Below are 24,620 nucleotides of genomic sequence, written 5' to 3'. Positions count from 1 at the left end.
ACTGGCGGCCCCTGCTTTTTACGACTTTGAACCATGCATTCCTTGCTTTCTCAATGGCAGCCACGCCTGCTGGCGCTGGCCACGACCGGTCTGGGCGATGACAGCGCTCACGACATCAACCATCTGCACCGCGTCTGGCGCAATGCCAGCGTCCTGCTGGAAGAATATGCGCAGGCCGACGCCCTCACCGTGATGGCAGCGTGCTACCTGCACGACCTGGTCAACTTGCCGAAAAACCATCCCGAGCGCCATCTGGCCTCGCGCCAGGCGGCCGCGCTGGCTTGCCGCCAGCTGGCGAAACTGGATTTCCCGGCAGAAAAATTGGCCGGCGTGGCCCACGCCATCGAGACGCACAGTTTTTCCGCCAACCTGCCGCCGCACACGATCGAAGCGCAGATCGTGCAGGATGCCGACCGCATCGACGCGCTGGGCGCCGTGGGACTGGCGCGCCTGTTCTATACGGCCGCGCGCATGGATAGCGCGCTCGCGCATGGCACGGATCCGCTGGCCGCGCATCGCCCGCTCGACGACAAGGCCTACGCGCTCGACCATATCGTCACCAAGCTCGACAAGCTGCCCGGCAAGATGCAGACGGCGGCGGGCCGCGCGCTGGCCGAACAGCGGCTGGCCGTGCTGACGGATTTCCGCGCCGCCTTTGCGGACGAGTGGGGAATGAGCGCATAAGCCTGGTGGCGATAGCCAGCAGCGCGCATGCTATCTATAATGCAAGCCTCAGCTATCGCGCCGCGCGCCAGCAGAAACCTGCAATGCGCCGGCGCAACGCCAACAATTGAACCCCGCTAGCCGCACGGCGGCGCGGGGTGCGCGCCGAAAGCATGCATGTCAGATAAAACCAGCCCCGACAGTCATTCCCCGTCCTCGCCCGCCGCGCCCGCGCGCGCCGGCAATCTCAATTTCATCCTCGTCTGCGTCTTCATCGATATGCTGGGCATCGGCCTGGTGGTGCCCGTCCTGCCCATCCTGATCGGCAACTTTGTCGACGGCAAGGATGCCCAGGCATTCTGGTACGGCATCATGGCGGCCCTCTTCGGCTTGCTGCAATTCATTTTCATGCCCATGCTGGGCGCCATCAGCGACCGCGTGGGACGCCGTCCCGTGCTGCTGTATTCGATGGCCGGCATGGGCATCAATTTTCTCGCCATAGGCTGGGCGCCGAACCTGGCCTGCCTGTTCATCGGCAGGGTCATCGGCGGCGTCTCGTCAGCCAGCATGTCGGTCGCGTCCGCCTACGCCTCCGACGTTTCCACGCCCGACAACCGGGCCAAGAGCTTCGGCAAGATTGGCGCCGCCTTCGGCCTGGGCTTCATTTGCGGCCCCATGCTGGGCGGCCTGCTGGGCGAAATCGATCTGCGCCTGCCGTTTTACGTGGCGGCGGGCCTGTCGGCGGCCAATTTCATCTACGGCTATTTCTGCGTGCCCGAATCGCTGCGGCCGGGTCCGCGCGCACCGTTTACCCTGGCGCGCATCAATCCGTTTGCCGCCCTGCTGAAACTGGTGCGCCGCGTGGAAATTCGCGGCCTGGTGCTGGCCTTCGGCCTGATGACGTTTGCGCAAATGATGCTCAACACCACGTGGGTGCTGTACACGCACTTCCGCTTCGACTGGACGCCGCGCCAGAACGGCATCGCCCTGTTCTGCGTGGGCCTGTGCGCGGCCGTCGTGCAGGCGGGCTTGCTGGGCATACTGATCAAGCGCTTTGGCGAAGTGCGTTTATCCCTGCTGGGCATGGCCTCGGGCGCCCTCACCTATTTGCTGTACGGGCTGGCGACGCAGGGCTGGATGATGTATGCGCTGATCCTGTGCAACCTGCTGGCCTTTGCCGCCGGCCCGGCCCTGCAAGGCATCATCTCGAAGTCATCGAATGCCGGCGAACAGGGAGAATTGATGGGCTCCCTGCAATCGATCAGCAGCCTGGGCATCATCCTCATGCCTTTGCTCGGCAGCATGATCCTCGGCGAAGTGAGCCATTTGCCGCCGCAGGACTGGCGCATCGGCAGCACTTTCTACCTGTGCGCCATCATGCAAACCCTGGGCATCGTGGTGGCTTGGCGTTACTTCCAGGCGCAGCGCCTGGCCAGACTTGCGGTTTCCACCACAAAGTAGTCGACGGCGTAATATTGCATTTGAGAAATAAATAGGCGAGAATGGGATACTCAGCGGGGCGTTACCGACGTCCGGCATTCGTTGGCAAGCAAGGATGGGTATGACTGACTTTTATTCCAGCGCCTGGCGCCGAAGCATTGCCATACTGGCGCTGGCGTTGCCGACGCTGGCGGGCGCGCAATGCTCGCGCGACATCCAGGTGCCCGTCTCGGCGGTCGGCGCTAGCGTGGTGGTCAATGGCGCCACGATCAGCGGCATCTATCCCGACTTGCTGCGCGGCATGGGCGCCAAGCTCGGCTGCAATTTCATCTTCACGGCCGTGCCCCGCGCGCGCCTGGAAGCGATGTTCGAGGCGGGCAAGGCCGACTTGCTGATTCCGGCCAGCAGCACGCCGCGGCGCGACCAGCATGGCCTGTTCATCCCCATGCTGGGCAGCCGTCCCCTGCTGATCTCGCTGCAAGGCGCGCGCGCGCCCATCAACACCATGCAGGAACTGATTGAGCGGCGCGAATTGCGCGTGGCGCTCGTGCGCGGCTATGACTATGGCGCACCGTACCAGGCGCTGGCGAAGGAACTGAGCAGCCAAGGACGGCTGTTCTACGAAGTCGACGCGCTCTCCGTCGCGCGCCTGATGCAAAGCGGCTTCATCGATGCCACTATCATGGCCCCCACCATCCTCGCCGGCGTGGCGCAAAACGATGCGCGCGTGTATGGCCTGGCCGACCGCCTGCGCCTGGAAGCGCTGCCGGAATTGCCGTGGGGCATGAGCGGCGTCTACCTGTCGCGCAAGTCGCTGACGGCGGAAGACCAGGCCGCCTTGCGCGAATTGCTGGACAAGGCGGGCCGCTCGGGCACCCTGATGGAAGGCTTCCAGCGCCACCACCGCCAGGAATTGCTGTCGCTGAGCATACGTCCCCGCTAAAGCCACATGTCCGGTCTGGTCGTCGCCGTCGTCCTGTTTGCCGCCTTGCTGCATGCCAGCTGGAACGCCATCGTCAAGTCGGGCAAGGATACCTTTCTCAGCACCGTGCTCGTCTCCGTGGGCGCGGCCCTGATTTCGCTGGCCGTGCTGCCCTTCGTCAATAGTCCCGCGCCCGCCAGCTGGCCCTGGCTGGCCGCCTCGGCCGTGGCACAGCTAGCCTACTATTCTCTGCTGGCGGCCGCCTACAAGGCGGGCGACATGAGCCATGCCTATCCCTTGATGCGCGGCAGCGCGCCGCTCATCGTGGCGCTGGCCAGCTGGCCGCTGATCGGCGAGCGGCTTTCTCCCATGCAAATAAGCGCCGTCGCCTGCATCTGCGCGGGCATTCTCGGTCTGTATGTTGCCGCGCGATTACCCGCCACGCCTGGGACCGCGAAACACACGGGGCGCGCCACGGCCTTTGCGCTGGGCAACGCCTGCGTCATCGCCAGCTATACCCTGATCGACGGCATCGGCGTGCGCCTGTCCGGCGCGCCGGCCTCCTACACGATGTGGATTTTTGTCTTGAACGGAACGGGACTGCTGCTGTGGACGGCGTTGCGCCGCCCTGCCGACTTGCTCGCCTATGCGCAAACGCAATGGCGCCTGGCCGCCTTCGGCGGTTTCGGCACGCTCGCTTCGTACGGCCTGGCCCTGTGGGCCATGACGCAGGCGCCCGTGGCCGCCATCGCGGCCCTGCGCGAAACGTCGATCCTGTTCGCCATCGCCATCGCTGCGCTGTTCCTGCGCGAAAAAATCAACCCCCGCCGCTACCTGGCCATCGGCCTGATCGCGGCGGGCGCCATCCTCATGCGCATGGGCTAGCGGGCGTCGAGCGGCGCGATCGGCAACTCGATGGCGCTGGCAGCCCCTGCCGCATGGTACACGCGCTGCGTCGCTTTTTTATAATCGCCTGGCCGGGCCAGGAAGATGTTCGGCACGAAGGTTTGCGGATTGCGGTCGTACAGGGGGAACCAGCTCGACTGCACTTGCACGGCAATGCGGTGGCCGGGCAGGAAGACGTGATTCGCGTTCGGCAAGGCGAAACGGTAGCGCTCAACCTTACCCGCAGGAATGGCCGTCGGGTGTTCGAGGCTGTCGCGGTAGCGCCCGCGGAAGATGTCCATCGCCACGCCCAATTGATACCCGCCCATGGCCGGCTGCGACGGCACTTCGTCCGGATACACGTCGAGCAGCTTCACCACCCAGTCGGCATCCGTGCCGCTGGTGGCGGCGAACAGGTTGACCATCGGTGCGCCGGCGATGCGCACGGCTGTCTTCAACGGTTCGGAGACATAGCTGAGCACGTCCGTGCGGTCCGCATAGCCGCGCTGGTCGCTGACCAGCCATGGCTTCCACACGTCGGCATCGGCGAGGCGCACGGGACGCGCCACGAACGGCACGGGTTTCGCCGGATCGGCCACGTATTCATCGAACGCGCCGCTGGCTGCATCGGCTGCGGCCGGTGATGCGGCAAAGCCCAGCTTGTAGCCATCCTGCAGATAGATCGGCGTCAGCTTCGTGTCGCACGTCTCGCAGGCCAGCGGCCACTGCCGCAAGCGCTGCCACTGGTTCGTGCCGCTCTGGTACGACACGACGGGTGCCGTGTTCGCTTCCGGCGCGCCATCCTTCAGGTATTGATTGAGGAATGGCTGCATGACTTTTTCACGGAACTGGCGCGCCGTGTCGCCGTCAAACTTCAGTGCGCCCAGGCTGGAACCTTCATAGTTGACGCCGCTGTGGCGCCACGGGCCGATGGCCAGGTAATTGAGGTTGTTGCGCGTGTCGCGCCCTTCCATCGCCGTATAGGTGGCGTAAGGGCCATAGATGTCTTCCTGGTCCCACTGTCCTACCACGTGCATGGTGGGCACGATCAACGGACGCTTCGCGAGGATCTTGTCGAGCGCCTGTTCCTGCCAGTAGCTGTCGTAGGCCGGGTGCTCGAACAGCTTTTTCGTGTAGGTCAGCTTGTCGATGCCGAATTTCTTTGCAAAGTCGCCAGCCGAGCCGATGCGCAGATACGCATCGTAATCGTCGTAGGCGCCCAGTACGGGCGCCTCGCCGCTGCCGCGCACGCTCGTTTGCCACGCCAGGTAGGACAAGCTGGGCATGCGGAAGGCGCCGTTATGGAACCAGTCGTCGCCGCGCCAGCCATCGACCATGGCGCTCATGGGAATGGCCACCTTCAACGCCGGATGCGGGTCGACCAGCGCCATCAGCACCGTATGCCCTTCATACGAGGAACCGAGCATGCCCACCTTGCCATTGCTTTCCGGAATATTCTTCGACAACCAATCGATGGTGTCCCACGCATCGGTGACGTTGTCCACCCTGGTATTGTTCAGCGGGCCGCGCACGGGGCGCGTCATCACGTAATCGCCTTCGGAGCCATGCTTGCCGCGCACGTCCTGGAATACGCGGATGTAGCCGTTTTCCACCAGGGTATCGTCGCCTTGCGGCAAGGTGGCCAGCATGCTGGCGCTGGTGGCGCGCTGGGCGCGGCGGGCAGCGTTATAGGGCGTGCGCGTGAGCATGATCGGCGCTCTCTTGGCGTCTTTCGGCACGACGATCACCGTGTACAGCTTGACGCCGTCGCGCATGGGGATCATCACCACGCGCTTGACGTAATCATTAACGTCGGGCATCACCAGCTTGGCGCCGATATCGGGTGTCATGGGCGGCGTTTTCGGCGTTTGCGCCAGCACGGGCGCAGCAAACAGGGAACTGATAACAAAGGCCAGGCCGGTGAGCCGGACGGGGGACGACACGCGCATACTGTTCTCCAATGATTCATGCCACGCAAAAGTGGCCGAATAGCAATAGTACCCGGAAAGCAAGTTCCGCAGTAGGCTGACCTCTGACGCGGCGCAGCAGATAAATCGGGCCGCAAACTTGACAGAACGCGCCCGAACTGCAACCATAACGCCATGAAATTTATCCCGTCACAACACGCCTGCTTGAATTGGTGGTCCCGCTCACTTTCGCGCGGCCACTGTATAGTGATGTGAATTAGATCCACGCCGCCTCGATCGGTGGCGTAACAGGCTCAGCCTGGATCATCCCCGATGCAGGCGGCTCAAAAGGAAACTTGATGAGCTTGCCTAACACCCCAGATACCCAAGACCAGAACGACGCACCGGCCGCGCCGCTGTCCGCTGCCGCCATCGCTTCGCAATCCGTGATCCTGACAGGCGACCGCCCGACCGGTCCCTTGCACCTGGGCCACTACGTGGGCAGCCTGCGCGACAGGGTCCGCTACCAGAACAGCTACAAGCAATTCATCATGCTGGCCGATGCGCAGGCGCTGACGGACAATATGGAAGACATCGACAAGGTGCACCGCAATGTCGTCGAAGTGGCGCTCGACTACCTGGCCGTCGGCATCGACCCGACGAAAACCACGGTGTTCATCCAGTCGCAGATCCCGGAACTGGCCGAGCTCACCTTTTACTATCTGAATATCGTCACCGTGGCGCGCCTCGAGCGCAACCCCACCGTCAAGGAAGAAATCCGCCTGCGCGGCTTCGAGCGCGACATTCCAGCCGGCTTTTTGACCTACCCTGCCAGCCAGGCGGCCGACATCACGGCCTTCAAGGCGGGCGTGGTGCCCGTGGGCGAAGACCAGATCCCGATGATCGAGCAAACGAATGAAATCGTGCGCCGCTTCAACCGCATGTACAACCGCGAAGTGCTGATGGAATGCAAGGCGCTGGTACCGGACATCGGCCGCCTGCCCGGCATCGACGGCAAGGCGAAGATGAGCAAGTCGCTGGGCAATACCATCAACCTGGGCGCGACCTCGGCCGAAATCACGGCCGCCGTGAAAAAAGTCTATACCGACCCGCTGCACTTGCGCGTGGAAGACCCGGGCCACCTGGAAGGCAATATCGCCTTTACGTATCTGGACGCCTTCGATCCGGAAAAAGCGGCGCTGGCCGAAATGAAAGCCCATTACGTGCGCGGCGGCCTGGGCGACAGCATCGTCAAGAAACGCCTGGACGTGGTCTTGCAGGAAATGCTGGCGCCGATCCGCGCCCGCCGCGAAGAGTTCGCCAAGGACAAAGGGCAAGTCATCCAGATGCTGAAAGAAGGCACCTTCAAGGCGCGCGAAGTGGCGGCCCGCACGGCCGATGAAGTCAAGTCGGCGCTGGGCCTCAACTACTTCTGATCACAGACAGTAATAGCAAACTGATGCGCTCAGGCGGAGTCGGGTAAAATCCCGCTTCCGCCTGGGCGCGATGCATTTGTGTCACCGTGGCACCAGCAATCCGTAGAGAAGACAACGCGCCATGACCGATACCCCTATCGAACAGCTGCTGCAGCAGCATTTTTCCATCGATGCGCTGCAGCAGGCACCCGCGCCCCTGCGGCAGGCGCTGGGCATGCTGGGCGGCTGGCTGGCCGCCGAACGCGACACGCCCTATCCGCACACGCCGTATGCGGAACTGCTGACGCAATTGTCCGACACCTGCCTGCCCGCGCACGGCATGCCCGTGGCGGATTTCCTGCAAGAACTCGACACCACCGTGCTGGCCAATACGGCCCAGCTGAACCACCCGCAATACATCGGCCACATGACGCAGGCCCTGCCCTGGATCAGCGTGCTGGCCGAAACGTTTACGGCCACCCTGAACCAGAACCAGGTCAAGATCGAGACGGCATATGTGTCGACCCTGATCGAAAAGCAGATCCTCGGCTGGCTGCACCGCCAGGTCTACCAGCAGCCGGACACCGTCTACACGCAGGCCATGGCCGCCACCAGCGGCGCGCTGGGCAATGTCGTCAATGGCGGCACCATGGGCAACTTGACGGCGCTGGCCGTGGCGCTGGAAAAACAATTGCCGGGCACGCGCAAGCGGGGCCTGTTTGCCGCCATGCAGGAATCAGGCTACGCGGGGCTGGCCGTGATCGGCTCGGCCCGCAGCCATTACTCCGTGAAAAAGGCCTTGGCAACCCTGGGCCTCGGCGAAAACGCCTTGCAGCTGGTGGCCGTCGACCGCGACAACCGCATCGACGTCGCCGCGCTGGAAGACACAATTGCCGATTTGAAATTGCGCAAGATCAAGGTCGTCGCCATGATCGGCATCGCCGGCACGACGGAAACGGGCGCCATCGACCCGCTGGCCGCCATGGCGGCGATTGCGGCACGGGAAAACATCTGGTTCCACGTGGATGCGGCCTGGGGCGGCGCGCTCTTGATCGCGGAACAGTACCGCGCGCTGTACGACGGGATTGCCCTGGCCGACTCCGTCGTCATCGACGGGCATAAATTGCTGTGGGTGCCGATGGCGCAAAGCATGGTGCTGTTCAAGGATGGCGCCAGCCTGAACCTGTTGAAGCACAACGCCAACTACATCCTGCGCGACAACTCGGGCGACCTGGGCCAGACTTCGCTGGAAGGCTCGCGCCGCTTCGATGCCTTGAAACTGTGGACCTCGTTCAAGGTGCTGGGCGTGTCCGGCTACACGACCTTGCTGCAGCAGGCGGCCACTCTGTCCGGCCAGTTGCAGGATTTATTGGCCGACCAGCAGGATTTCGAACTGGTCACGCGCTCGGACACGTTCATTCTCACCTACCGCTACGTGCCCGCGCACTTGCGCCAGCGCATGGTGGCCTTGCTGGCCGGCGGCCAGGTGGACGCTGCCACCGAACTGAACAAGCAACTGAACACCTTGAACGCCAAGCTCCAAAACCGGCAAAAAGCGCAGGGCCACAGCTTTGTCTCGCGCACGGTGCTCGAATCGACGCGCTACCCTGGCCCGACCAACGTGCTGCGCGTGGTCATGACCAACGTCAAGACACGCCCCCACCACTTGCGCGCCATCTTGGCCGAGCAGCGCGCCATCGGCCAGGCGCTGGTGGCGGAACTGGGCCTGTAAGGAAGCACCAACCCATCAGTTTTGAATGGATGCACTATGCACCGCCTTGGCGCCCTCACCGATCTGTTGCAGCATCTGTTGAAATGGCTGCTGCTGGCCTTGGTCGTGGCCGTGCTGGCGGGCACGGCTTCGGCCGGTTTCCTGTTCGCCCTCGACTGGGCCACGCGCACGCGCCTGGCGCACGCCTGGCTGATCTGGCTGCTGCCCGTGGCCGGCTTTGCCGTCGGCTGGCTGTATTTGCGCTACGGCAGCAGCGTCGAAGGCGGCGCGAATCTCCTGATCGATGAAATCCACGACCCGAAAAAAATCATTCCGCTGCGCATGGCGCCGCTGGTGCTGGGCGCCACCGTCATCTCGCACCTGTTCGGCGCCTCCGTCGGACGCGAGGGCACGGCCGTGCAGATGGGCGGCGCGCTGGCCGACCAGCTCACGCGCCTGTTCCGCCTGAACAACGAAGACCGCCGCATCATCCTGATGGCCGGCATCAGCGCCGGCTTTGCCTCCGTCTTCGGCACGCCGCTGGCGGGCGCCATCTTCGGCCTGGAGGTACTGGCCATCGGCCGCCTGCGTTACGAAGCCATGCTGCCCTGCCTGCTAGCCGCCATCATCGCCGACCAGGTGGGCTTGCTGTGGGGAGTCCACCATACGCATTACGCCGTGCCGTTGATCCCCGCCCTCTCCGCCTGGACCTTGTGCGCCATGGTGTCCGCGGGCGTGCTGTTCGGCGTGACCGGTAAACTGTTTGCGCAAGCCACGCACGGTTTGAGCGGCCTGATGAAGCGCTGGATCGCCTACGCCCCGCTGCGTCCGCTGGCCGGCGGCCTCGTCGTCGCCATCGCCGTGTGGCTGATCGGCACGGACAAGTATATCGGCCTGGGCATTCCCACCATCGTCGACGCGCTCAAGGAACCGCTGCCCGCATACGACTTCCTCGGCAAGATGGCATTTACCATTGTTTCATTGGGCACAGGTTTCAAGGGCGGCGAAGTGACGCCCTTGTTCTTCATCGGCGCGACCCTGGGCAATGCGCTGGGCCCGCTGCTGCACCAGCCCGCCACCCTGCTGGCCGCCATCGGCTTCGTTGCCGTCTTTGCGGGCGCGGCCAACACGCCGATCGCCTCGACCCTGATGGCCATGGAACTGTTCGGCGCCGAAATCGGCGTGTACGCGGCCATCGCCTGTGTCGTCGCCTACCTGTTTTCCGGCCACGCGGGCATCTACCGGGCGCAACGGGGCGGGCATGCCAAGCGCATGCCCCGCAAGGACATCGACGCATGACACAGAATATCTACGACAACGACAGCTTCTTCACGGCCTATAGCCAGCTGCCGCGCTCCATCGGCGGTCTCGACAGCGCCCCGGAATGGCCTGCCCTGCGCGCCCTGCTGCCCGAGTTGCAAGGAAAAAGCGTGCTGGACCTGGGCTGCGGCTATGGCTGGTTCTGCCGCTGGGCTGCCGAGGCGGGCGCGGCATCAGTGCTGGGTGTGGACGTGTCGGAAAAAATGCTGGCGCAGGCACGCAGCATGGGGGAGCACGCGGCGGTCCGCTATGCGCGGCTTGACTTGGAACAACTGGCCTTGCCGCCAGCCAGCTACGACCTCGTCTACAGTTCGCTGGCGTTCCACTACATCGAAGGTTTCGACACCTTGCTGGCCGCCATCCGCCACGGCTTGACGCCTGGCGGCAAGCTGGTATTTTCCATCGAGCACCCGATCTTCATGGCACCGCGCCAGCCCGGCTGGCTGACGGATGCGCAGGGCCGCAAGACCTGGCCCGTCGACAGCTACCAACTACAAGGCCCGCGCATGTCGGACTGGCTGGCGCCCGGCGTGATCAAGCAGCACCGCACCCTCGGCACGACCTTGAATGCTTTGCTACGCGCCGGCTTCCAGCTGGAACACGTGGCAGAATGGGGGCCCACTGACGAACAGGTGGCGCAACAGCCGGCCCTGGCAGAAGAGCGCGAGCGGCCGATGCTGTTGCTGGTGGGGTGTGGCCTCAAGTAACCACGCTGTCAGCTGACCACATTGCGCGTAAAGCGCAATGTGGACTCGCCCGCATTCACGTAGGCATACGCTTGCGCGCTGCTGAACACAAAAAATTCGCCCGTGGCCAACTGCCTGGTTTCCGCCGCCAGCACGAGCTGCAGCGTCCCTTCGAGCACGTAGAGCATTTCGCTGAAGCCGGCCGGATCGGCTTGCGCATCGTAGCGCTCGCCTGGCGCCAGAGCCCACGACCACAGTTCCACCTGGCGGCTGGCGGGCGCCGCGCCCAGCAGTACTGCCTGGCTGGCCTGCGATTCGCTTTGCCACATCAGCACCCGCAGGCTGTCGTGCGGTTGCTGCGGCGGCTGGACGAGGTCGACAAAGGCCACATTCAAGGCGGCGGCCACGTGGTCGAGGTTCGCCAGGCTGATATTGGTGCTGCCCGCCTCGACGCCGTTGACCATGCGCCGGCTCAGGCCAGACTGGCGCGCCAGCTCCTCCTGGCTGAGGCCGGCGGCAAGGCGCAAGCGCCGCAGATTGGTGGCCAGGTGTGCCAGCACGCCACCGGCCTCGGCTTGACTGCGCAATATATTGCTCCTATTATGATGGGAAATATTTTGCTCATAGCATAGCGCCCCATGAAAACACACGCAAGTCCCCCGCCCGCCCTCGGCCTGCCCGAACTGGCCCTGATCGCCATCACCTTCATCTGGGGCGGGACGTTTCTCGTCGTGCAGCATGCCGTGACGGTCAGCGGCCCGCTGGCCTTCGTGGCCGCCCGCTTTGCCGTGGCCGCCAGCATCGGCGCCCTGATTTGCCGGGGCCAGTTGCGGCACTTGACGAAGGCAGAGTTGTTGACGGGCATGACCATCGGCGTCAGCATCTTTGGCGGCTACGCGCTGCAGACCTATGGCTTGATGCATATCACGAGCAGCAAATCGGCCTTCATCACGGCCTTTTATGTGCCCATCGTGCCGCTGGTGCAGTGGCTGGTCTTCAAGCAGCGGCCCCACCCTGCCGTGTGGGCGGCCGTGGTGCTGGCGTTCGTCGGCTTGCTGCTGCTTACCGGCACGGATGGCTTGAGCATGGCCTTCGGCACGGGCGAGCTGATCACGGCCGTGGGCGCCATCGCCATCGCCCTGGAAATCATCCTCATCAGCCGCGTCTCGCCGCAGATGAATATCCTGCGCGTGACCATCGTGCAACTGGCGACGGCATCATTGATCGCCTTGCTGCTGATGCCCGTCATGGGCGAAGCGCCACCGGTTCTCAGCAAGACCTTCATCCTCAGCGTGCTGGCCCTGGGCTGCGCCAGCGCGCTGATCCAGTATGTGATGAACTGGGCGCAAAAGCGCATCTCCGCCACGAAGGCGACCCTGATCTATGCGGGCGAGCCTGTCTGGGCGGGCGTGATCGGGCGCATCGCCGGCGAACGGCTGCCGGCCCTGGCCATCGTCGGCGCGCTATTGATTATTTGTGCGGGCATCCTCAGCGAGTGGCGGCCCAGACGCTTGCGTGCCGACGGCAAGGCCGTCATGCCATCAGATTAATTCGGTACGCCGCAGCGCCAGATCCCCATGCAAGGCCAGCGGCACGGCCCTGGCCCAGCGGTTCGAGGACAGCGAAAACGTCAGCGCCCGCACCTGGTGGTACCAGCCGGCGGGCACGTACAGCATGTCGCCCGGCTCGACGATGCATTCGATCATCGTCGCCTGACGCGCCAGGGGAAAACGCTGGAAATCGGGCGCTTCCGGGTCGAAAGGCGAACCGAACAGGATGGCGTTCGCTTCGCTCGGATACAGGAAGGCATCGTGGTGCGGCGGCGATAAAAAGATGCGCTTGCGGCCCCACACCTGGGCGAAGATATTGTCATCGTAATCGCAGTGCAAGGGCGTCACCGTGCCGGCCGGCCCCACCCAGAAGCGCGGCGGGCCCATCTTGTCGAAATACGTGGGCCAGTGGCACAGACGGTTCAGCTCGCGCAATTCCAGGTTGCCCAGATACGGCGGCAGCACGTACTTGCCCTCTGCCACCAGATCCAGATATTGCCCCATCGACATGTCCTGCATGGCGCGGTCGGCCGCAAAGGCCGTGTTGATGTAGTCGCCCACCCGTGCGCGCACGGGCACGTGGCTGAACTGCTCGCGCAAAACGTCAGGCTCCAGCGTGGATAAGGGCCAGCGCCGCACCAGTCCGCGCATCAGGAAAGGCAAGCCCTGCGCGGCGCGCGCGCGGAAGGCGGCGGCGTCCAGCATGACCAGGCGCGGCACCTCGGTGATGGCAGGCAAGTCGCGCGCCGCCAGCTTGATGGCCTCGCGCATGGCGTCGATAGAGGTAACGCCGCGCACCTGCGCATCCTTGTCTTCGCGCGCCTGCTTGCGGGCCAGGGCCGCTTCAGGCGAACTGAATTCAGCTGGCGGCCTGGGCGGCAGTGCACGCGGCAATACGGGGGCTGCCGCAAGCGGGAGCGGCTCTTTTTTTTCTGCGGACATAATCCTTCTTTGCGATCAGGCGCCGCGCGGCATGGCGCGACAGTGCGCTATTTTAAGCCAGCAAGGCCCGTTTCAGCATCTCGGCCTGCTCGCCTGCCTGGCGTGCCTTGGCCGCATACTCGCTGGCCGTACCCGGATACAACCAGGCCTGGGCTTTGGCGGCCAGGTTCAGGTACAGCTTTTCTTTTTCCTGCAGCGCCCTGACGGCGGCCCAGATGGCGTCTTCCGCCTTTTCATGCTGCAACTCGCCAAGCGTCTGCGCCGTGAAACTGTGGCCAGTATGGCAGCGAAAACGCTGCGGCTTCCGGCCATGCAGCTCCCACAGCGTGCCCTGACATTCGGGGCAAGTGAACGTCGATGGCGTGGCAATTTTTTCCAATTGCTCCATATTTCCCACTCCCCGGGCAAAACGGTTTTCCACGGCAACCCACTGGGGCACGGGCGGCAAGGACTGCGCGGCGCCTGCTGGCGCTGGCGCGGCGCTGGCCAGCGCCAGCAGGGCCGGCCCGATCTCGGCGCACGGCAGGCGCCAGTCCACTCCGGCATGGTCGATCGCGCTTTGCGGCATCGACGGCGCCACCGCGTCCTGCGGCTCCTGCACCAGCGCCTTGCCGCCGCAGGCTTTGATGGCCTGCAAGCCCGCCGTGCCATCGTCGAGGTAGCCGCTGAGAATCACGCCCACCACCTTCGGCCCAAAAGCGGCGGCCGCGGTGCGAAACAGGGGGTCGATGGCGGGACGCGTATGGTTTTCCTTCGGCCCCCGGGTCAGCTCGACCATCGCCTGGCCGGCCAGGTTGGCAACGAGCATGTGCCGGTCCGGCGGCGCCAGCAGGATGCGCCCCGCGCGTACGGGTTCGCGCTCTTCGGCAAAGCGCACGGGCAAGGCGGAGGTTTTGCCGAGGATCTCGGGCAGCACGCTGTTGCGCGCCCCCACGTGCATGACGGCCAGTATCGCTGCGGGCAAATTCGCCGGCAAGGCGGCGAAGATGGTGGACAGCGCGCTCACGCCGCCCACCGAGGCCCCCATGACGATCAGCGTTTCCATGCCTGCCCCTTTCGCGCCCGGATCACTGAACTATTTTGGCGCGCTTAATGACACAATTCAGTGCGCCGACTAACACTGTGCGCAGCGCCAGAAAAGAGACGCAGCGACGCCTGACAAAACCGTAGCGAGCGGAAGGGAGCGGCGGCCGAGAAGCGCAACCGTACTCTAGTACGGTGAGCATCGCAAGCCGCCCATACCGACGCGCAGCAGGTTTGGTCAGGCGTCCTCAGACAGGCGTTTTGAATATCGGATCGACGATGAACTGCTGCGCCTTGATGCGCAAGGTGCGCTCCTCGTCCAGCTCGGCGCGCGTTTCGCCCAGCTCTTCGCGTTCCGCCTCCAGTTCCAGGCGCGCTGCCGCCAGTTCCGTTTCCACGCGCGTCAGGCTTTCCAGCTTCAGCTGGGCCTGGATCAGTTCCGCGCGCGCCGCTTCGGCGGCCTCTTCCAGGCGGGGGATGCCTTCGAGCTTGAACTGCGCCTTGGCCAGGTCCATGCGCGCCTGCTCGGCCGCCTCTTCCAGGCGCGGCAAGCCTTCCAGGCGCAGCTGGGCCTTGGCCAGATCCGTGCGGGCCTGGTTCGCCACTTGCCGCTCGCGTTCAAGCTCCTCGCGCAAGGTTTCCAGCTCGCCCGCCTGCAGGTCGAGCAGTTCTTGCTGGCGCTCGTTCTCGCTGGCCAGGTCCATCAATTCCTGTTGATTGTCGTTCATCTCGGCTTCATGCGCGCTGTGGCTGGCGCTTAATTCCTGTCCTACATAATCGAGGATGGCTTGCTGCAGCACGGGCGACAGTTCGGCGGCGGCAGCGATCTGGCGCTGCGCACCGGCCTTGCGGCGCTGCAATAGCTTGCTGATCGTGCCCAAACAGGCGCCGTTGCCCAGCCGTTCGCGCAAGGCGCGCACCGTGATGGACTGGCCTTCGCCCGCCATCGCTTCCATTGCCGCATTGATCTGTTCCGCGCTTACTTTTGCCATGTCGTGTGCTCTTGAATGTTGCCCAGGGCAATCTTGCCCAGGGGCATTATCTTATGCCAGCGGCGGCAAAGCGTAAAGTATTTCTCAATAGTGATTGCAATTGCACAACAGAACGTTGTGCAAACATGCGGCTTGGGATGTTTTACTCTTCGAGCAGACCATTTTCCGTGAGCATATCCTGCACCAGTTCCAGGCGCAACACGGGATTGTCCTGACTCAGCAATAGTTGTTTTTGCATGGCGCTCAGGGACAGCAGCTCGCACCAGCGGTTCGCCACCCAGCCGCACTCGTCGAGGCGGTATGGCGGCTGCAGGGGCATTTGCTCGGGCGGGATCTTTTGCTCCTGCAAGGTGCGGATCAGGGCGCCGAGCGCGTCGGCCACGTTCTGCTGCTCTTGCGGGATGGGGATGGCTTTATCGGGCGGCAAGGTGTCGACTTGCGCCACCCACAAGCCATGCTTCAGCTGTTCACTGGAAACGATGTGAAAGCGTTGCATGCCCATGCATTTGATTTGCAGCAAACCCGACAGGGGCGCGGCCCAGTCGACGACGCGCGCCAACGTGCCCACGGGAGCCAGGGTTTCCAGCTGGCCCGGCTTGCGCACTTCCGTGCCGTCCAGCAGTTGCACCACGCCGAACGGCTGCTCGCCCATGATGCACTGACGTATCATGTCCAGATAGCGTACCTCGAAGATCTGCAGGGGCAGATAGCCATCGGGATACAGCACCGTATTGAGCGGGAACAAAGGTATCGAGGTCATGGCGCATGATGGCACGAATGCGATATCCGTGCTGCGCGCCTTGCGCCCCGATTATTTGTAGAAGCGGCGCTTCTTGGCCCGCTCTGCGGCTTTGGGCGCCAGCACTTTCACGGCCTTTTTCTGGATCGTGCCGCCGGCGGACGTGCCCGGCACGCGGTGCTCGGCCTCGAAACCGGGCTCCTCATTGCGTTTCAGGGTTTGCCGCGTCAGCGCTTCGACGGCCGACAGCAACTCCACCTCGTCGGCGCAGACGAGGGAAATGGCTTCGCCCGAAGCGCCCGCGCGGCCCGTGCGGCCGATGCGGTGGATATAGTCTTCCGCCACGGTCGGCAAGTCGAAATTGACGACGACGGGCAATTGGTCGATGTCGAGGCCGCGAGCGGCCACGTCGGTAGCCACCAGCACCTGCACTTCGGCGGATTTGAATCGGGCCAGCGCGCGCAGGCGGTTCGGCTGCGTCTTGTCGCCGTGAATCGAATCGGCGCGCACGCCCTGCTCCAGCAAGGTGTTCACCAGCAGCTCGACACCCTTGCGCGTCTTGACGAAAACTAATACCTGGCCCCAGCGCTTTTTCTTCAGCAGGTGCAAAAACAGCTCCGGCTTGCGTTTCTTGTCGCATACGATGACCGACTGCTTGACGGCCTTGACCGTGCTGTTGCGCGCGCTCACTTCCACCGAGACGGGATCCTTCAGCATGGTTTTCGCCATGACGCGAATCGCGTCCGAGAAGGTGGCCGAGAACAGCAGGGTCTGGCGCTGCTTGGGCATGGTCATCAGCAATATATCGAGCTCGCGCTCGAAGCCCAGGTCCAGCATGCGGTCGGCCTCGTCCAGCACCAGGGTTTGCACCTGCTCGAACTTGACGGCGCCCTGCGTCTGCAAGTCCAGCAAACGGCCCGGCGTGGCCACCAGTACGTCGAGGCCCTTGCGCAATTTGCTGATCTGCGGCTCGATGGGCACGCCGCCATACGCGACAAAGCTGCGCAGCGGCAAGTTACCGCCATAGCTGCGGAAGCTGGCAAAGACTTGCTCGGCCAGTTCGCGCGTGGGCACGAGCACGAGCACGCGCACGCACTGCGGCGCCACCACGCCTTCCAGGGTCAGGCGCTGCAGCAGCGGCACGGCGAAACCGGCCGTCTTGCCCGTGCCCGTCTGGGCGGCGGCCATCAGGTCGCGCCCGGCCAGCACGGCAGGAATCGCTTGCGCCTGCACGGGCGTGGGCTTGGCATAGCCGAGCTCGTCAAGTTTGCGGACCAGGGGATCGATCAGGCCGAGGGAGGAAAACGTCATGGGGAAAGCAATCTTGGCAAAGTAAAAGGTGGCGCGCACGGACTGGCCGTGCGCGCAATTGCCGAGATTATAGGCCAGCGGGGATGCCGGCCGGGGTTTTCAGTATAGAAACAGCGCGCTCAGAACTTCATTTCCAGGGTCGCGCGCGCCTGCGGCGAACTCGGCGAAATGCTGTTGCGGGCTATCGTCCCGCTGGCGTCCGCATACGTGGTGGTGCTTTCGAAGTCTTGCGCCAGCAAGTTCGACACGGCCAGACGCAGCTGGTTCTTCGCATCGAATTTCCACAGCGCATATATGTCGACGTCGCGCCGCGGCGAGGTGTAGGCGCTCTGGCGCTCGGTGATGCGCACGGGGCCGCCATTGCGGAAGTTGAAGCTGCCGCCCGTCGTCAGCACGCCGTCCGGCGTCTTGTAGTCGAGACCGAAGTTGCCGCTGACGGGGGTTTGCTGGTCGAGCCGGTTGTGCGGTCCCGGCACCTGGTCCACCTGCGACCAGTTGCGGCTGATACTGGCGCGCAAGTCGATGGCCGGCACGGGCGCGGCCAGCACGGCGCGCAGCGGGAACTTCGCTTCCAGTTCCAATGTCTGAGTATTGGCGCGGCCATCGTTGACGGGCGTCGATACCCAGCGGTCATTGATGAACAGCAAGCCTTGGCGCGTATAGCCATCGATACGGCGGGCCGAGGCGCGCGCGCTGAGCAAGGCGCCTTCGGCCCAGTAGTGCTCGTACGAGGCGTCGATGCCCAGCGCCAGCTCCGGTTTCAGATACGGATTGCCTTCGCGGTCAGGGTCCGTCTGGCTATTGTTGGTCGAGGTATTGCGGCGCGGTATCAGGCTCGCCGTGGGCTGCGCTTTATAGGTGCGCGTCAGGGCCAGACGTAGCTGGTCGCCCTTGGTATCGGGCAACTTCCACAGGGTTTGCAACAGCGGGCTCCACACACTGGTGCGCTGGTTTACTTCGTCATAGGTATCGCCCGCGCTGCGCGTATCGATGCCTTCCCAGCGTACGCCCGCATACATCGACCAGCGCGGCGTGATTTCCCAGTCGTCCTGCACAAACAGGGCCAGGCGCTTGATGGTGGCATCGAAACCTTCGTCGCTGTTGACGGGGGGACGCGCACCCAAGGCAGCCAGCGCCGCTTCGCGCTGCCGGCGCGTTTCGTCGCGCTCCGTGTAGGCGCCATCCCAGCCCATCGACAGGGCATGGCCGGGCAGCAAGGGCGACGAATATTTGCCCGTCGAACTGACGCCGTTTTCCGTCGCCTTCACGCCCACCTTGCGTTCGAGCGCCAGGCCGCCGCCATCGATAAAGCCTTGCTGCAGGCTATCGGACGTATTGCGGGCGGCCGAGGCGCCGATTTTCAGTTCCAGTTTGGCGCCGCCGGCCAGCTTGTGCATCCACGTCAAGTCGCTGCGGCCAAAGGCATTGTGGTTGCTTGAGCTGCCCGTGTTGGTATCGTAGTCGGGGCGCACGCCCTGCTCCGTTTCCGCGCGGCTGAAGTTGCGATGATTCGAGCGCCCGCCATTGAAAAAGAATTGCGCCGTCATATTGTCGCCGTTGGCCAGCACCCAGTTCAGGCGCGGCGCCAGATTGATGCCTTCCGGGCGGCCATCGCCCGTGCCGTTCGTGCGGCGCAGCAGGTTTTGCCGGCCGTCGGGCGCGTAGCCCAGTTCCAGTCCGGGATTGTCGTAATGGTAGTCGTAGCGGAACAGCGAGCCGGCCAGCGAGTACGAAAAATTGCCGTCGCGGTCGGACAGCTGCACGTTGACGCTGGGCGAGAAGCTCACGTCGCTGCCCTGCACGCCCAGCTTGAGCTCGCGCTGAGCCGTCTTCACGGCTTTCTTGAGCACCACATTGATGGTGCCGGCGATCGATTGCGTGCTGTACTCGGCGCTGGCCGCATGCAGAATCTCGATGCGTTCGATCACATCCGGCGACAGGGTGTCGAGCGAGAACCCGGCCGGCGCCCGCTCGCCATTGAGCAGGATCTGCGTGTAGCCGCTGCCCAGCCCGCGCATGCGGATTTCGCCGCCCGAGCGCCCGGCCGCGCCGGAGACGGTAATGCCGGGCAAGCGCTTGAGCACGTCGGTAACATTCGTGTCGCCATACTTGAGGATTTCCTCGCTGCCGACGACCATCTTGCTGGCCGTATCGTCGCGGCGCGGATCATAGCCGCTGCCCTTGACTTCGACGGTTTGCATGGGCTTTTCAGTCTTCAGCGGTGCGGCGGTGACAGCAGCGTCGGCTGGCGCTTCGGATTGCTGGGCCTGGGCATTCCAGGCAAGTAAAACGGCGGAACAAAGAACGGTAAGGCGGAGGCAACGGCGTGGCATCATGACCTGGCTGAAAAAAGTTGGCTGAATAAAAATGGCTAAAAGCTAAAAAACAGGCCGCCGTATTGTGCTGCAATTTTTTCCGAGCTGCGCAGTTTCCTGAAAATATTTCTTACAGCAAATTAAATTCGGCGGCGGGCTGCGATACGCACCCTTGCATACGGCGCATATCATTGCGCGCCACATCGCCGCTATAATGCGTTTTCACCATTGTTCCCATCACCCCGTCAAAGGCTTCCCATCGTGTCTGACCGTCTTGCCGTCCTGCCTCAATATCTGCTTCCAAAAGGAGCGTTGACCAACTTTGCCGGCCGGATCGCCGGCGCCAAAGGCGGCGCCATGACCACGCGTTTGATCCGCTGGTTCGTCGGCCGCTACAACGTCAACATGGATGAGGCGCTGGACCCGGACATCACGCACTACACGAGCTTCAACGACTTTTTCACGCGCGCGCTGCGCCCCGGTGCCCGTCCGCTGGCCCAGGCCGACTACATCTGCCCCGTCGATGGCCGCATCAGCCAGTTCGGCATAATCGACAAGGACCAGATCTTCCAGGCCAAGGGCCACAACTTCAGCACCACGGCCCTGGTCGGCGGCGATGCGGCCCTGGCGGCCCAGTTCGAACACGGCAGCTTCGCCAATCTGTACCTGAGCCCGCGCGACTACCACCGCATCCACATGCCGTGCGACGGCCGTTTGACGCGCATGATCTATGTGCCCGGTGAACTGTTCTCCGTCAACCCGACGACGGCGCGCGGCATTCCCGGCCTGTTCGCCCGCAACGAGCGCGTCGTCTGCGTGTTCGACACGGCCAACGGCCCCTTCGTCATGACCCTGGTCGGCGCCACCATCGTCGGCAGCATGGCCACCGTCTGGCACGGAGTCGTCAACCCACCCCGCACGGGCCAGGTGCGCGACTGGAGCTATGCGAACGACAATGTCGTGCTGAAACAGGGCGAAGAGCTGGGCCGCTTCCTGCTCGGTTCCACCGTCGTCATGCTGTTCCCGAAAGACACCGTGCAATTCAACGCCAACTGGCAACCGGCCGGCCCCGTGCAACTGGGCGAAGTCATGGGCAACCTGCCCAAGTAAGGCATCCGGACGCGCGCCTATACGGGCGCGTCAGTCTGGTACATCTCCTCCATCAGATCGAGAAACGCGCGCGTCTTGGCCGGCATCAAACGCCGGCCGGGAAACACGGCCCAACCCGTGACGAGCGGAAAACTCCACTCCGGCAGCACGCGCACCAATTCCCCCGTCGCCACATAGGCCTTGGCAAAGCGGTCCGTGCTGGCCGCGATGCCCACGCCCGTGCACGCCATGCGCACCAGCAGTTCCGGCGAATTGGCCAGCAAGCGCACGGGCAGATCGCGCTCCCACGTCGTCTTGCCGCGGATCAAAGTCCAATGCACGAGGCCATGCACGGCGCGCGGCAAGCTCAGTAAATCGTGACCGTACAGATCGTCGGGATGCTCGGGCAAGCCGTGCACGCTCGTGTATTGCGGCGAGGCATACAGGGCCAGCGTACTGAAGGCCACGCGGCGCGCGGACAGGCTGGCGTCGTCGGGCAAGTTGCCCATGCGGATGGCCAGGTCGAAATTTTCTTCCAGCAAATCCACCCGGCGCGCCGACAAGTCCAGTTCCAGCGAAATGGCAGGATAGCGGCGCACGAACTCGGCCAGCACCTGGCGCATCAGCGCGTCGCCGAAATCGGCCGGCATGGAAATGCGCAGCAAGCCGCTGGGCCCGGCTTGGCGGTGCTGCGCCAGGGCGCCGGCCGCCTCCGTTTCTTCCACTACCTTGCGCGCATGCTCGAGCAGGCTGGCGCCAAACTCCGTCAGCGCCAGCTTGCGCGTCGTGCGCAGCAACAGCCGTTCACCCAATTTCGCTTCCAGCTGCGAAATGCGCCGCGACAGGGTCGACTTGGGCAAGTCCACGCGCACGGCGGCGCGACTGAAACTGCCGCACTCGACGACTCTGGCGAACAGCAGCAAATCTCCGGGATCGATATCCATATGTTGACCTTTACACTCAATTGTTCCATTGGTGGATTAATGTTATCCATTTTAACGGCTTCCGCATCAATTTTGGAATTGCTATAGTTCATCCATCGCAAGACACCTCACAACGGAGAAAACAAGATGAACATCCTGCAAATCAATTCCAGCGCCCGCAGCACCGGTTCCGCCTCGACCCGCCTGGCTGACGCCATCGTCGCCCGCGTACAAGCGACCAATCCCGGCGCCGCCCTCGTCCGCCGCGACCTCGCTGCCGCACCGCACCCCGTGCTCGACGAGCCGACCCTGCAAGCGCTGTTCACGCCGGCCGACAAACGCACGCCGGAACAGGCGGCCCGCATCGCCCTCGACGACGCGCTGATTGCGCAAGTGCAAGCAGCTGACGTCATCGTCATCGGCGCGCCGATGTACAACTTCGGCATCACCGTGCAACTGAAAAGCTGGTTCGACGCGATTGCCCGCGCCAACGTCACCTTCAAGTACACGGAAAATGGCCCAGTTGGCCTGCTGAGCGGCAAGAAAGTCTACGTGGGCCTGTCCCGCGGCGGCTTGCACCGCGACAGCGCCAACGATAGCCAGGTGCCTTACCTGAACACCATGTTCGGTTTCCTGGGCATGACCGACGTGCAATACGTGTATTCGGAAGGCATGGGCATGGGTCCGGAAGCCGTGGCCAAGGCGCAGGCGCAGGCGGATGCCGAGATCAACGCCATCCTGGTGTAATTTCCAGCAGTGAAAGGGGCGGCGCAGTGGCGCCGTCCTGGCCTAGAGGAGAAAGCAATGAGCGACATCACCACCGTCAACAAGCCGCGCGCCGTCGAGCGCGTGATCGCCGGCCAGGCCGTCATGGATGGCGCCGGCGTGAAGATCAACCGCGTGCTGACGCAGCAGCTGCAGCGCCGTCTCGACCCGTTTTTGATGCTCGACAATTTCGCCAGCGACAAGCCGAACGACTATATCGCCGGCTTCCCCGAGCATCCGCACCGCGGTTTCGAAACCGTGTCCTACATGATCACGGGACGCATGCGCCACAAGGACAGCGCGGGGCACGAAGGCTTGCTGACGTCGGGCGGCGTGCAATGGATGACGGCCGGCAGCGGCGTGATCCACTCGGAAATGCCGGAGCAGGAAGAAGGCGTGATGGAAGGTTTTCAGCTGTGGCTGAACCTGCCAGCGCGCGACAAGATGCGCACGCCGTGGTACCGCGATTTCACGAGCAGCGACATTCCCCGCTACACAACGGACGCTGGCGTGGCCGTGCAAGTGATCGCGGGCGTAAGCCATGGCGTGACGGGCGCCGTGCAGCGCGAGCTGACGCAGCCGCTGTACCTCGATATCGACTTGCCGGCCGGCGCCAGCTTCGAGCAGCCGCTGCCGCCAGGGCATAACGCTTTCATTTACACGTTTCGTGGCGAAGTGCAGGTCGACGGCAAGGCCGTGCCCGCCCTGCGCATGGCGATCTTCGCCAACACGCCGGGCAGCGACGGCGTGCGCATCGAGGCGCCGCAAGGTGGCCGCGTGATCCTCGTCGCCGGCCAGCCCTTGAACGAACCGATCGCGCAATACGGCCCGTTCGTCATGAATACCCAGGCGGAAGTGTTCCAGGCCGTGCAGGATTTCCGTGAAGGCAAGTTTGGCGAGACGGCGGCGCAGTAAAATTATTTGCTCCAGGTAAAACCTGCAGTGCCTCGCGGCCTGCGGGGTTTTTTCGTGCCGACTATTTTGTTGCTTTTCAATTACACTGACGGCAACTTCATTTCACAAAGCATTCCATGCAGCCGACGCACACCGAACACGACGCCACCCATTTGCACGCCCACCTGAAAGGCGACGCCAAGCACACCCACTCGTTCGAGGGGCGCAGCCAGAGCATCCTCGCGTGGGCGCTGGGGCTGACCCTGTCGTTCGCCGGCATCGAGGTGGCGGCCGGTTTCCTGTCCAATTCGCTGGCCCTGATTTCCGACGCGGGCCACATGGTCACGGACGCGGCCGCGCTGGGCCTGGCCCTGCTGGCGCAGCTCATCGCGCGACGCCCTCCCTCGCCGCGCCACTCGTTCGGCTTTGGCCGCGCCGAAGCGCTGGCCGCCTTCGTCAACGGCCTGGCCATGCTGTGCGTCGTGGGCTGGATCTGCTACGAAGCCGTGCTGCGCTTTTCCGCCCCGCAAACCGTGCAAGGCGGCATGGTCTTCATCGTCGCCTTCATCGGCCTGGCGATCAACGTGGTGGTGGCGTGGGTCTTGTCGAAAGACAAGCAAAGCGTGAACACGCGCGCCGCCCTCGTGCACGTGATGGGCGACTTGCTCGGCTCGGTCGCCGCCATCGTCGCCGGCGCCGTGATTTACTTCACGGGCTGGATGCAGATCGACCCATTGCTGTCCGTGCTGGTGTCCCTGCTGATCCTGAAGTCCACGTTCGGGGTATTGAAAGAGTCCTATCACTTCCTGATGGAAGGCGTGCCCGTGCACATCGACTACATCGCCGTGGGGGCGGACGTGGAACAAGTGGACGGCGTGATTGCCGTGCACGACCTGCATGTGTGGGACATGTCGCCGGGCCAGCCGGCCCTGATCGGCCACGTGGAAATCGAGCACCTCGACCATTGGCCGAAGGTATTGCGGGCGATCAAGAAGATGTTGCTGGCCAAGCATGGGATAGATCACATCACTCTGCAGCCGGAGACGGCGGCGATGGCGGGGTTACATCAGGGTGACAAGACGCATTAATTGAACCCAACGGCAAAGACCGGGGTCAGACCCGCCGGGT

At 63.8% G+C, this 24,620-nt stretch carries 22 protein-coding genes; 13 read left to right on the top strand and 9 right to left on the bottom strand.

Translation table 11 applies throughout. The features are described 5' to 3' along the window. Positions 1-33 precede the first annotated feature (33 nt). The 4 genes from IGS55_RS00660 (at position 34) to IGS55_RS00645 (ending at position 3,910) form a co-directional block, all read left to right on the top strand. Complete coding sequence (locus IGS55_RS00660) at positions 34-684, top strand: HD domain-containing protein (protein ID WP_230518641.1); 651 nt, start codon at positions 34-36, stop codon at positions 682-684. Between the two features lie 156 nt (positions 685-840). Next, positions 841-2,124 (top strand): TCR/Tet family MFS transporter, encoded by a 1,284-nt coding sequence (locus IGS55_RS00655; protein WP_230518642.1) that lies wholly within the window; start codon positions 841-843, stop codon positions 2,122-2,124. A 100-nt stretch (positions 2,125-2,224) separates the two neighbouring features. Beyond that, the gene (locus tag IGS55_RS00650; protein WP_230518643.1) at positions 2,225-3,046 is read left to right on the top strand and encodes a substrate-binding periplasmic protein; all 822 of its coding nucleotides are present in this window, start codon (positions 2,225-2,227) and stop codon (positions 3,044-3,046) included. Positions 3,047-3,052: 6 nt separating this feature from the next. After that, complete coding sequence (locus IGS55_RS00645) at positions 3,053-3,910, top strand: DMT family transporter (protein ID WP_230518644.1); 858 nt, start codon at positions 3,053-3,055, stop codon at positions 3,908-3,910. On the opposite strand, the gene IGS55_RS00640 is transcribed toward IGS55_RS00645, so the two are convergent. Continuing rightward, positions 3,907-5,859, bottom strand: a complete 1,953-nt coding sequence (locus IGS55_RS00640) for a CocE/NonD family hydrolase (protein ID WP_230518645.1) — start codon at positions 5,857-5,859, stop codon at positions 3,907-3,909. The genes IGS55_RS00645 and IGS55_RS00640 overlap by 4 nt on opposite strands. A 317-nt stretch (positions 5,860-6,176) precedes the next feature. Here IGS55_RS00640 and trpS point away from each other — a divergent pair, with 317 nt between their 5' ends. The 4 genes from trpS (at position 6,177) to IGS55_RS00620 (ending at position 10,970) form a co-directional block, all read left to right on the top strand. After that, complete coding sequence (gene trpS / locus IGS55_RS00635; RefSeq protein WP_230518646.1) at positions 6,177-7,253, top strand: tryptophan--tRNA ligase; 1,077 nt, start codon at positions 6,177-6,179, stop codon at positions 7,251-7,253. Positions 7,254-7,374: 121 nt separating this feature from the next. Then, positions 7,375-8,964, top strand: a complete 1,590-nt coding sequence (locus IGS55_RS00630) for a pyridoxal-dependent decarboxylase (protein ID WP_230518647.1) — start codon at positions 7,375-7,377, stop codon at positions 8,962-8,964. A gap of 36 nt (positions 8,965-9,000) precedes the next feature. Further along, positions 9,001-10,242, top strand: coding sequence for a voltage-gated chloride channel family protein (locus tag IGS55_RS00625; protein WP_230518648.1), 1,242 nt, complete (start codon positions 9,001-9,003; stop codon positions 10,240-10,242). After that, the gene (locus tag IGS55_RS00620; protein ID WP_230518649.1) at positions 10,239-10,970 is read left to right on the top strand and encodes a class I SAM-dependent methyltransferase; all 732 of its coding nucleotides are present in this window, start codon (positions 10,239-10,241) and stop codon (positions 10,968-10,970) included. The genes IGS55_RS00625 and IGS55_RS00620 overlap by 4 nt, the downstream gene beginning before the upstream one ends. Positions 10,971-10,978: 8 nt before the next feature. Here the strand turns inward: IGS55_RS00620 and IGS55_RS00615 are convergent, their stop codons facing one another. Next, the gene (locus tag IGS55_RS00615) at positions 10,979-11,536 is read right to left on the bottom strand and encodes a helix-turn-helix domain-containing protein (protein ID WP_230518650.1); all 558 of its coding nucleotides are present in this window, start codon (positions 11,534-11,536) and stop codon (positions 10,979-10,981) included. Between the two features lie 51 nt (positions 11,537-11,587). Between IGS55_RS00615 and IGS55_RS00610 the strand changes: the two genes are divergently transcribed. Beyond that, positions 11,588-12,499: a DMT family transporter gene (locus IGS55_RS00610; RefSeq protein WP_230518651.1), complete on the top strand. Its 912-nt coding sequence runs from the start codon at positions 11,588-11,590 to the stop codon at positions 12,497-12,499. Here IGS55_RS00610 and IGS55_RS00605 read toward each other — a convergent pair. The 6 genes from IGS55_RS00605 to IGS55_RS00580 form a co-directional block, all read right to left on the bottom strand. Then, positions 12,491-13,441 carry a cupin-like domain-containing protein gene (locus IGS55_RS00605; RefSeq protein WP_230518652.1) on the bottom strand — a complete coding sequence of 317 codons (951 nt, stop codon included), beginning with the start codon at positions 13,439-13,441 and terminating at the stop codon, positions 12,491-12,493. The two genes, IGS55_RS00610 and IGS55_RS00605, sit on opposite strands and share 9 nt — an antisense overlap. A gap of 52 nt (positions 13,442-13,493) precedes the next feature. Next, complete coding sequence (locus tag IGS55_RS00600) at positions 13,494-14,486, bottom strand: chemotaxis protein CheB (protein WP_230518653.1); 993 nt, start codon at positions 14,484-14,486, stop codon at positions 13,494-13,496. A 226-nt stretch (positions 14,487-14,712) separates the two neighbouring features. After that, positions 14,713-15,456 carry a DNA-binding protein gene (locus tag IGS55_RS00595; protein ID WP_034752328.1) on the bottom strand — a complete coding sequence of 248 codons (744 nt, stop codon included), beginning with the start codon at positions 15,454-15,456 and terminating at the stop codon, positions 14,713-14,715. Positions 15,457-15,598: 142 nt separating this feature from the next. Further along, entirely contained in the window at positions 15,599-16,216 is a 618-nt protein-coding gene (locus IGS55_RS00590) for an LON peptidase substrate-binding domain-containing protein (RefSeq protein ID WP_230518654.1), read from the bottom strand. Positions 16,217-16,267: 51 nt separating this feature from the next. Continuing rightward, positions 16,268-17,506: a DEAD/DEAH box helicase gene (locus IGS55_RS00585; protein ID WP_230518655.1), complete on the bottom strand. Its 1,239-nt coding sequence runs from the start codon at positions 17,504-17,506 to the stop codon at positions 16,268-16,270. 119 nt (positions 17,507-17,625) lie between these two features. Then, positions 17,626-19,707 carry a TonB-dependent receptor plug domain-containing protein gene (locus tag IGS55_RS00580; protein WP_230518656.1) on the bottom strand — a complete coding sequence of 694 codons (2,082 nt, stop codon included), beginning with the start codon at positions 19,705-19,707 and terminating at the stop codon, positions 17,626-17,628. 375 nt (positions 19,708-20,082) lie between these two features. On the opposite strand from IGS55_RS00580, the gene asd reads away from it, so the two are divergent. Beyond that, positions 20,083-20,931, top strand: a complete 849-nt coding sequence (gene asd, locus IGS55_RS00575; RefSeq protein WP_139092784.1) for an archaetidylserine decarboxylase — start codon at positions 20,083-20,085, stop codon at positions 20,929-20,931. A gap of 17 nt (positions 20,932-20,948) precedes the next feature. Here asd and IGS55_RS00570 read toward each other — a convergent pair whose 3' ends face one another. Continuing rightward, a complete protein-coding gene (locus tag IGS55_RS00570) occupies positions 20,949-21,854 on the bottom strand; it encodes a LysR family transcriptional regulator (RefSeq protein ID WP_070311834.1) in 906 nt (301 codons plus the stop codon). A 126-nt stretch (positions 21,855-21,980) separates the two neighbouring features. On the opposite strand from IGS55_RS00570, the gene IGS55_RS00565 reads away from it, so the two are divergent. From IGS55_RS00565 to IGS55_RS00555, 3 genes are all read left to right on the top strand, one after another. After that, positions 21,981-22,580: an FMN-dependent NADH-azoreductase gene (locus IGS55_RS00565; RefSeq protein ID WP_230518657.1), complete on the top strand. Its 600-nt coding sequence runs from the start codon at positions 21,981-21,983 to the stop codon at positions 22,578-22,580. A gap of 57 nt (positions 22,581-22,637) precedes the next feature. Beyond that, positions 22,638-23,513, top strand: a complete 876-nt coding sequence (locus tag IGS55_RS00560) for a pirin family protein (RefSeq protein WP_230518658.1) — start codon at positions 22,638-22,640, stop codon at positions 23,511-23,513. Between the two features lie 116 nt (positions 23,514-23,629). Next, the gene (locus tag IGS55_RS00555) at positions 23,630-24,580 is read left to right on the top strand and encodes a cation diffusion facilitator family transporter (RefSeq protein ID WP_230518659.1); all 951 of its coding nucleotides are present in this window, start codon (positions 23,630-23,632) and stop codon (positions 24,578-24,580) included. Positions 24,581-24,620: the final 40 nt, after the last annotated feature.

It is taken from the genome of Janthinobacterium sp. EB271-G4-3-2, assembly GCF_020858035.1.
Classification (GTDB): domain Bacteria; phylum Pseudomonadota; class Gammaproteobacteria; order Burkholderiales; family Burkholderiaceae_D; genus Janthinobacterium; species Janthinobacterium aestuarii.
This window is presented reverse-complemented; position numbering and strand designations above follow the sequence as displayed.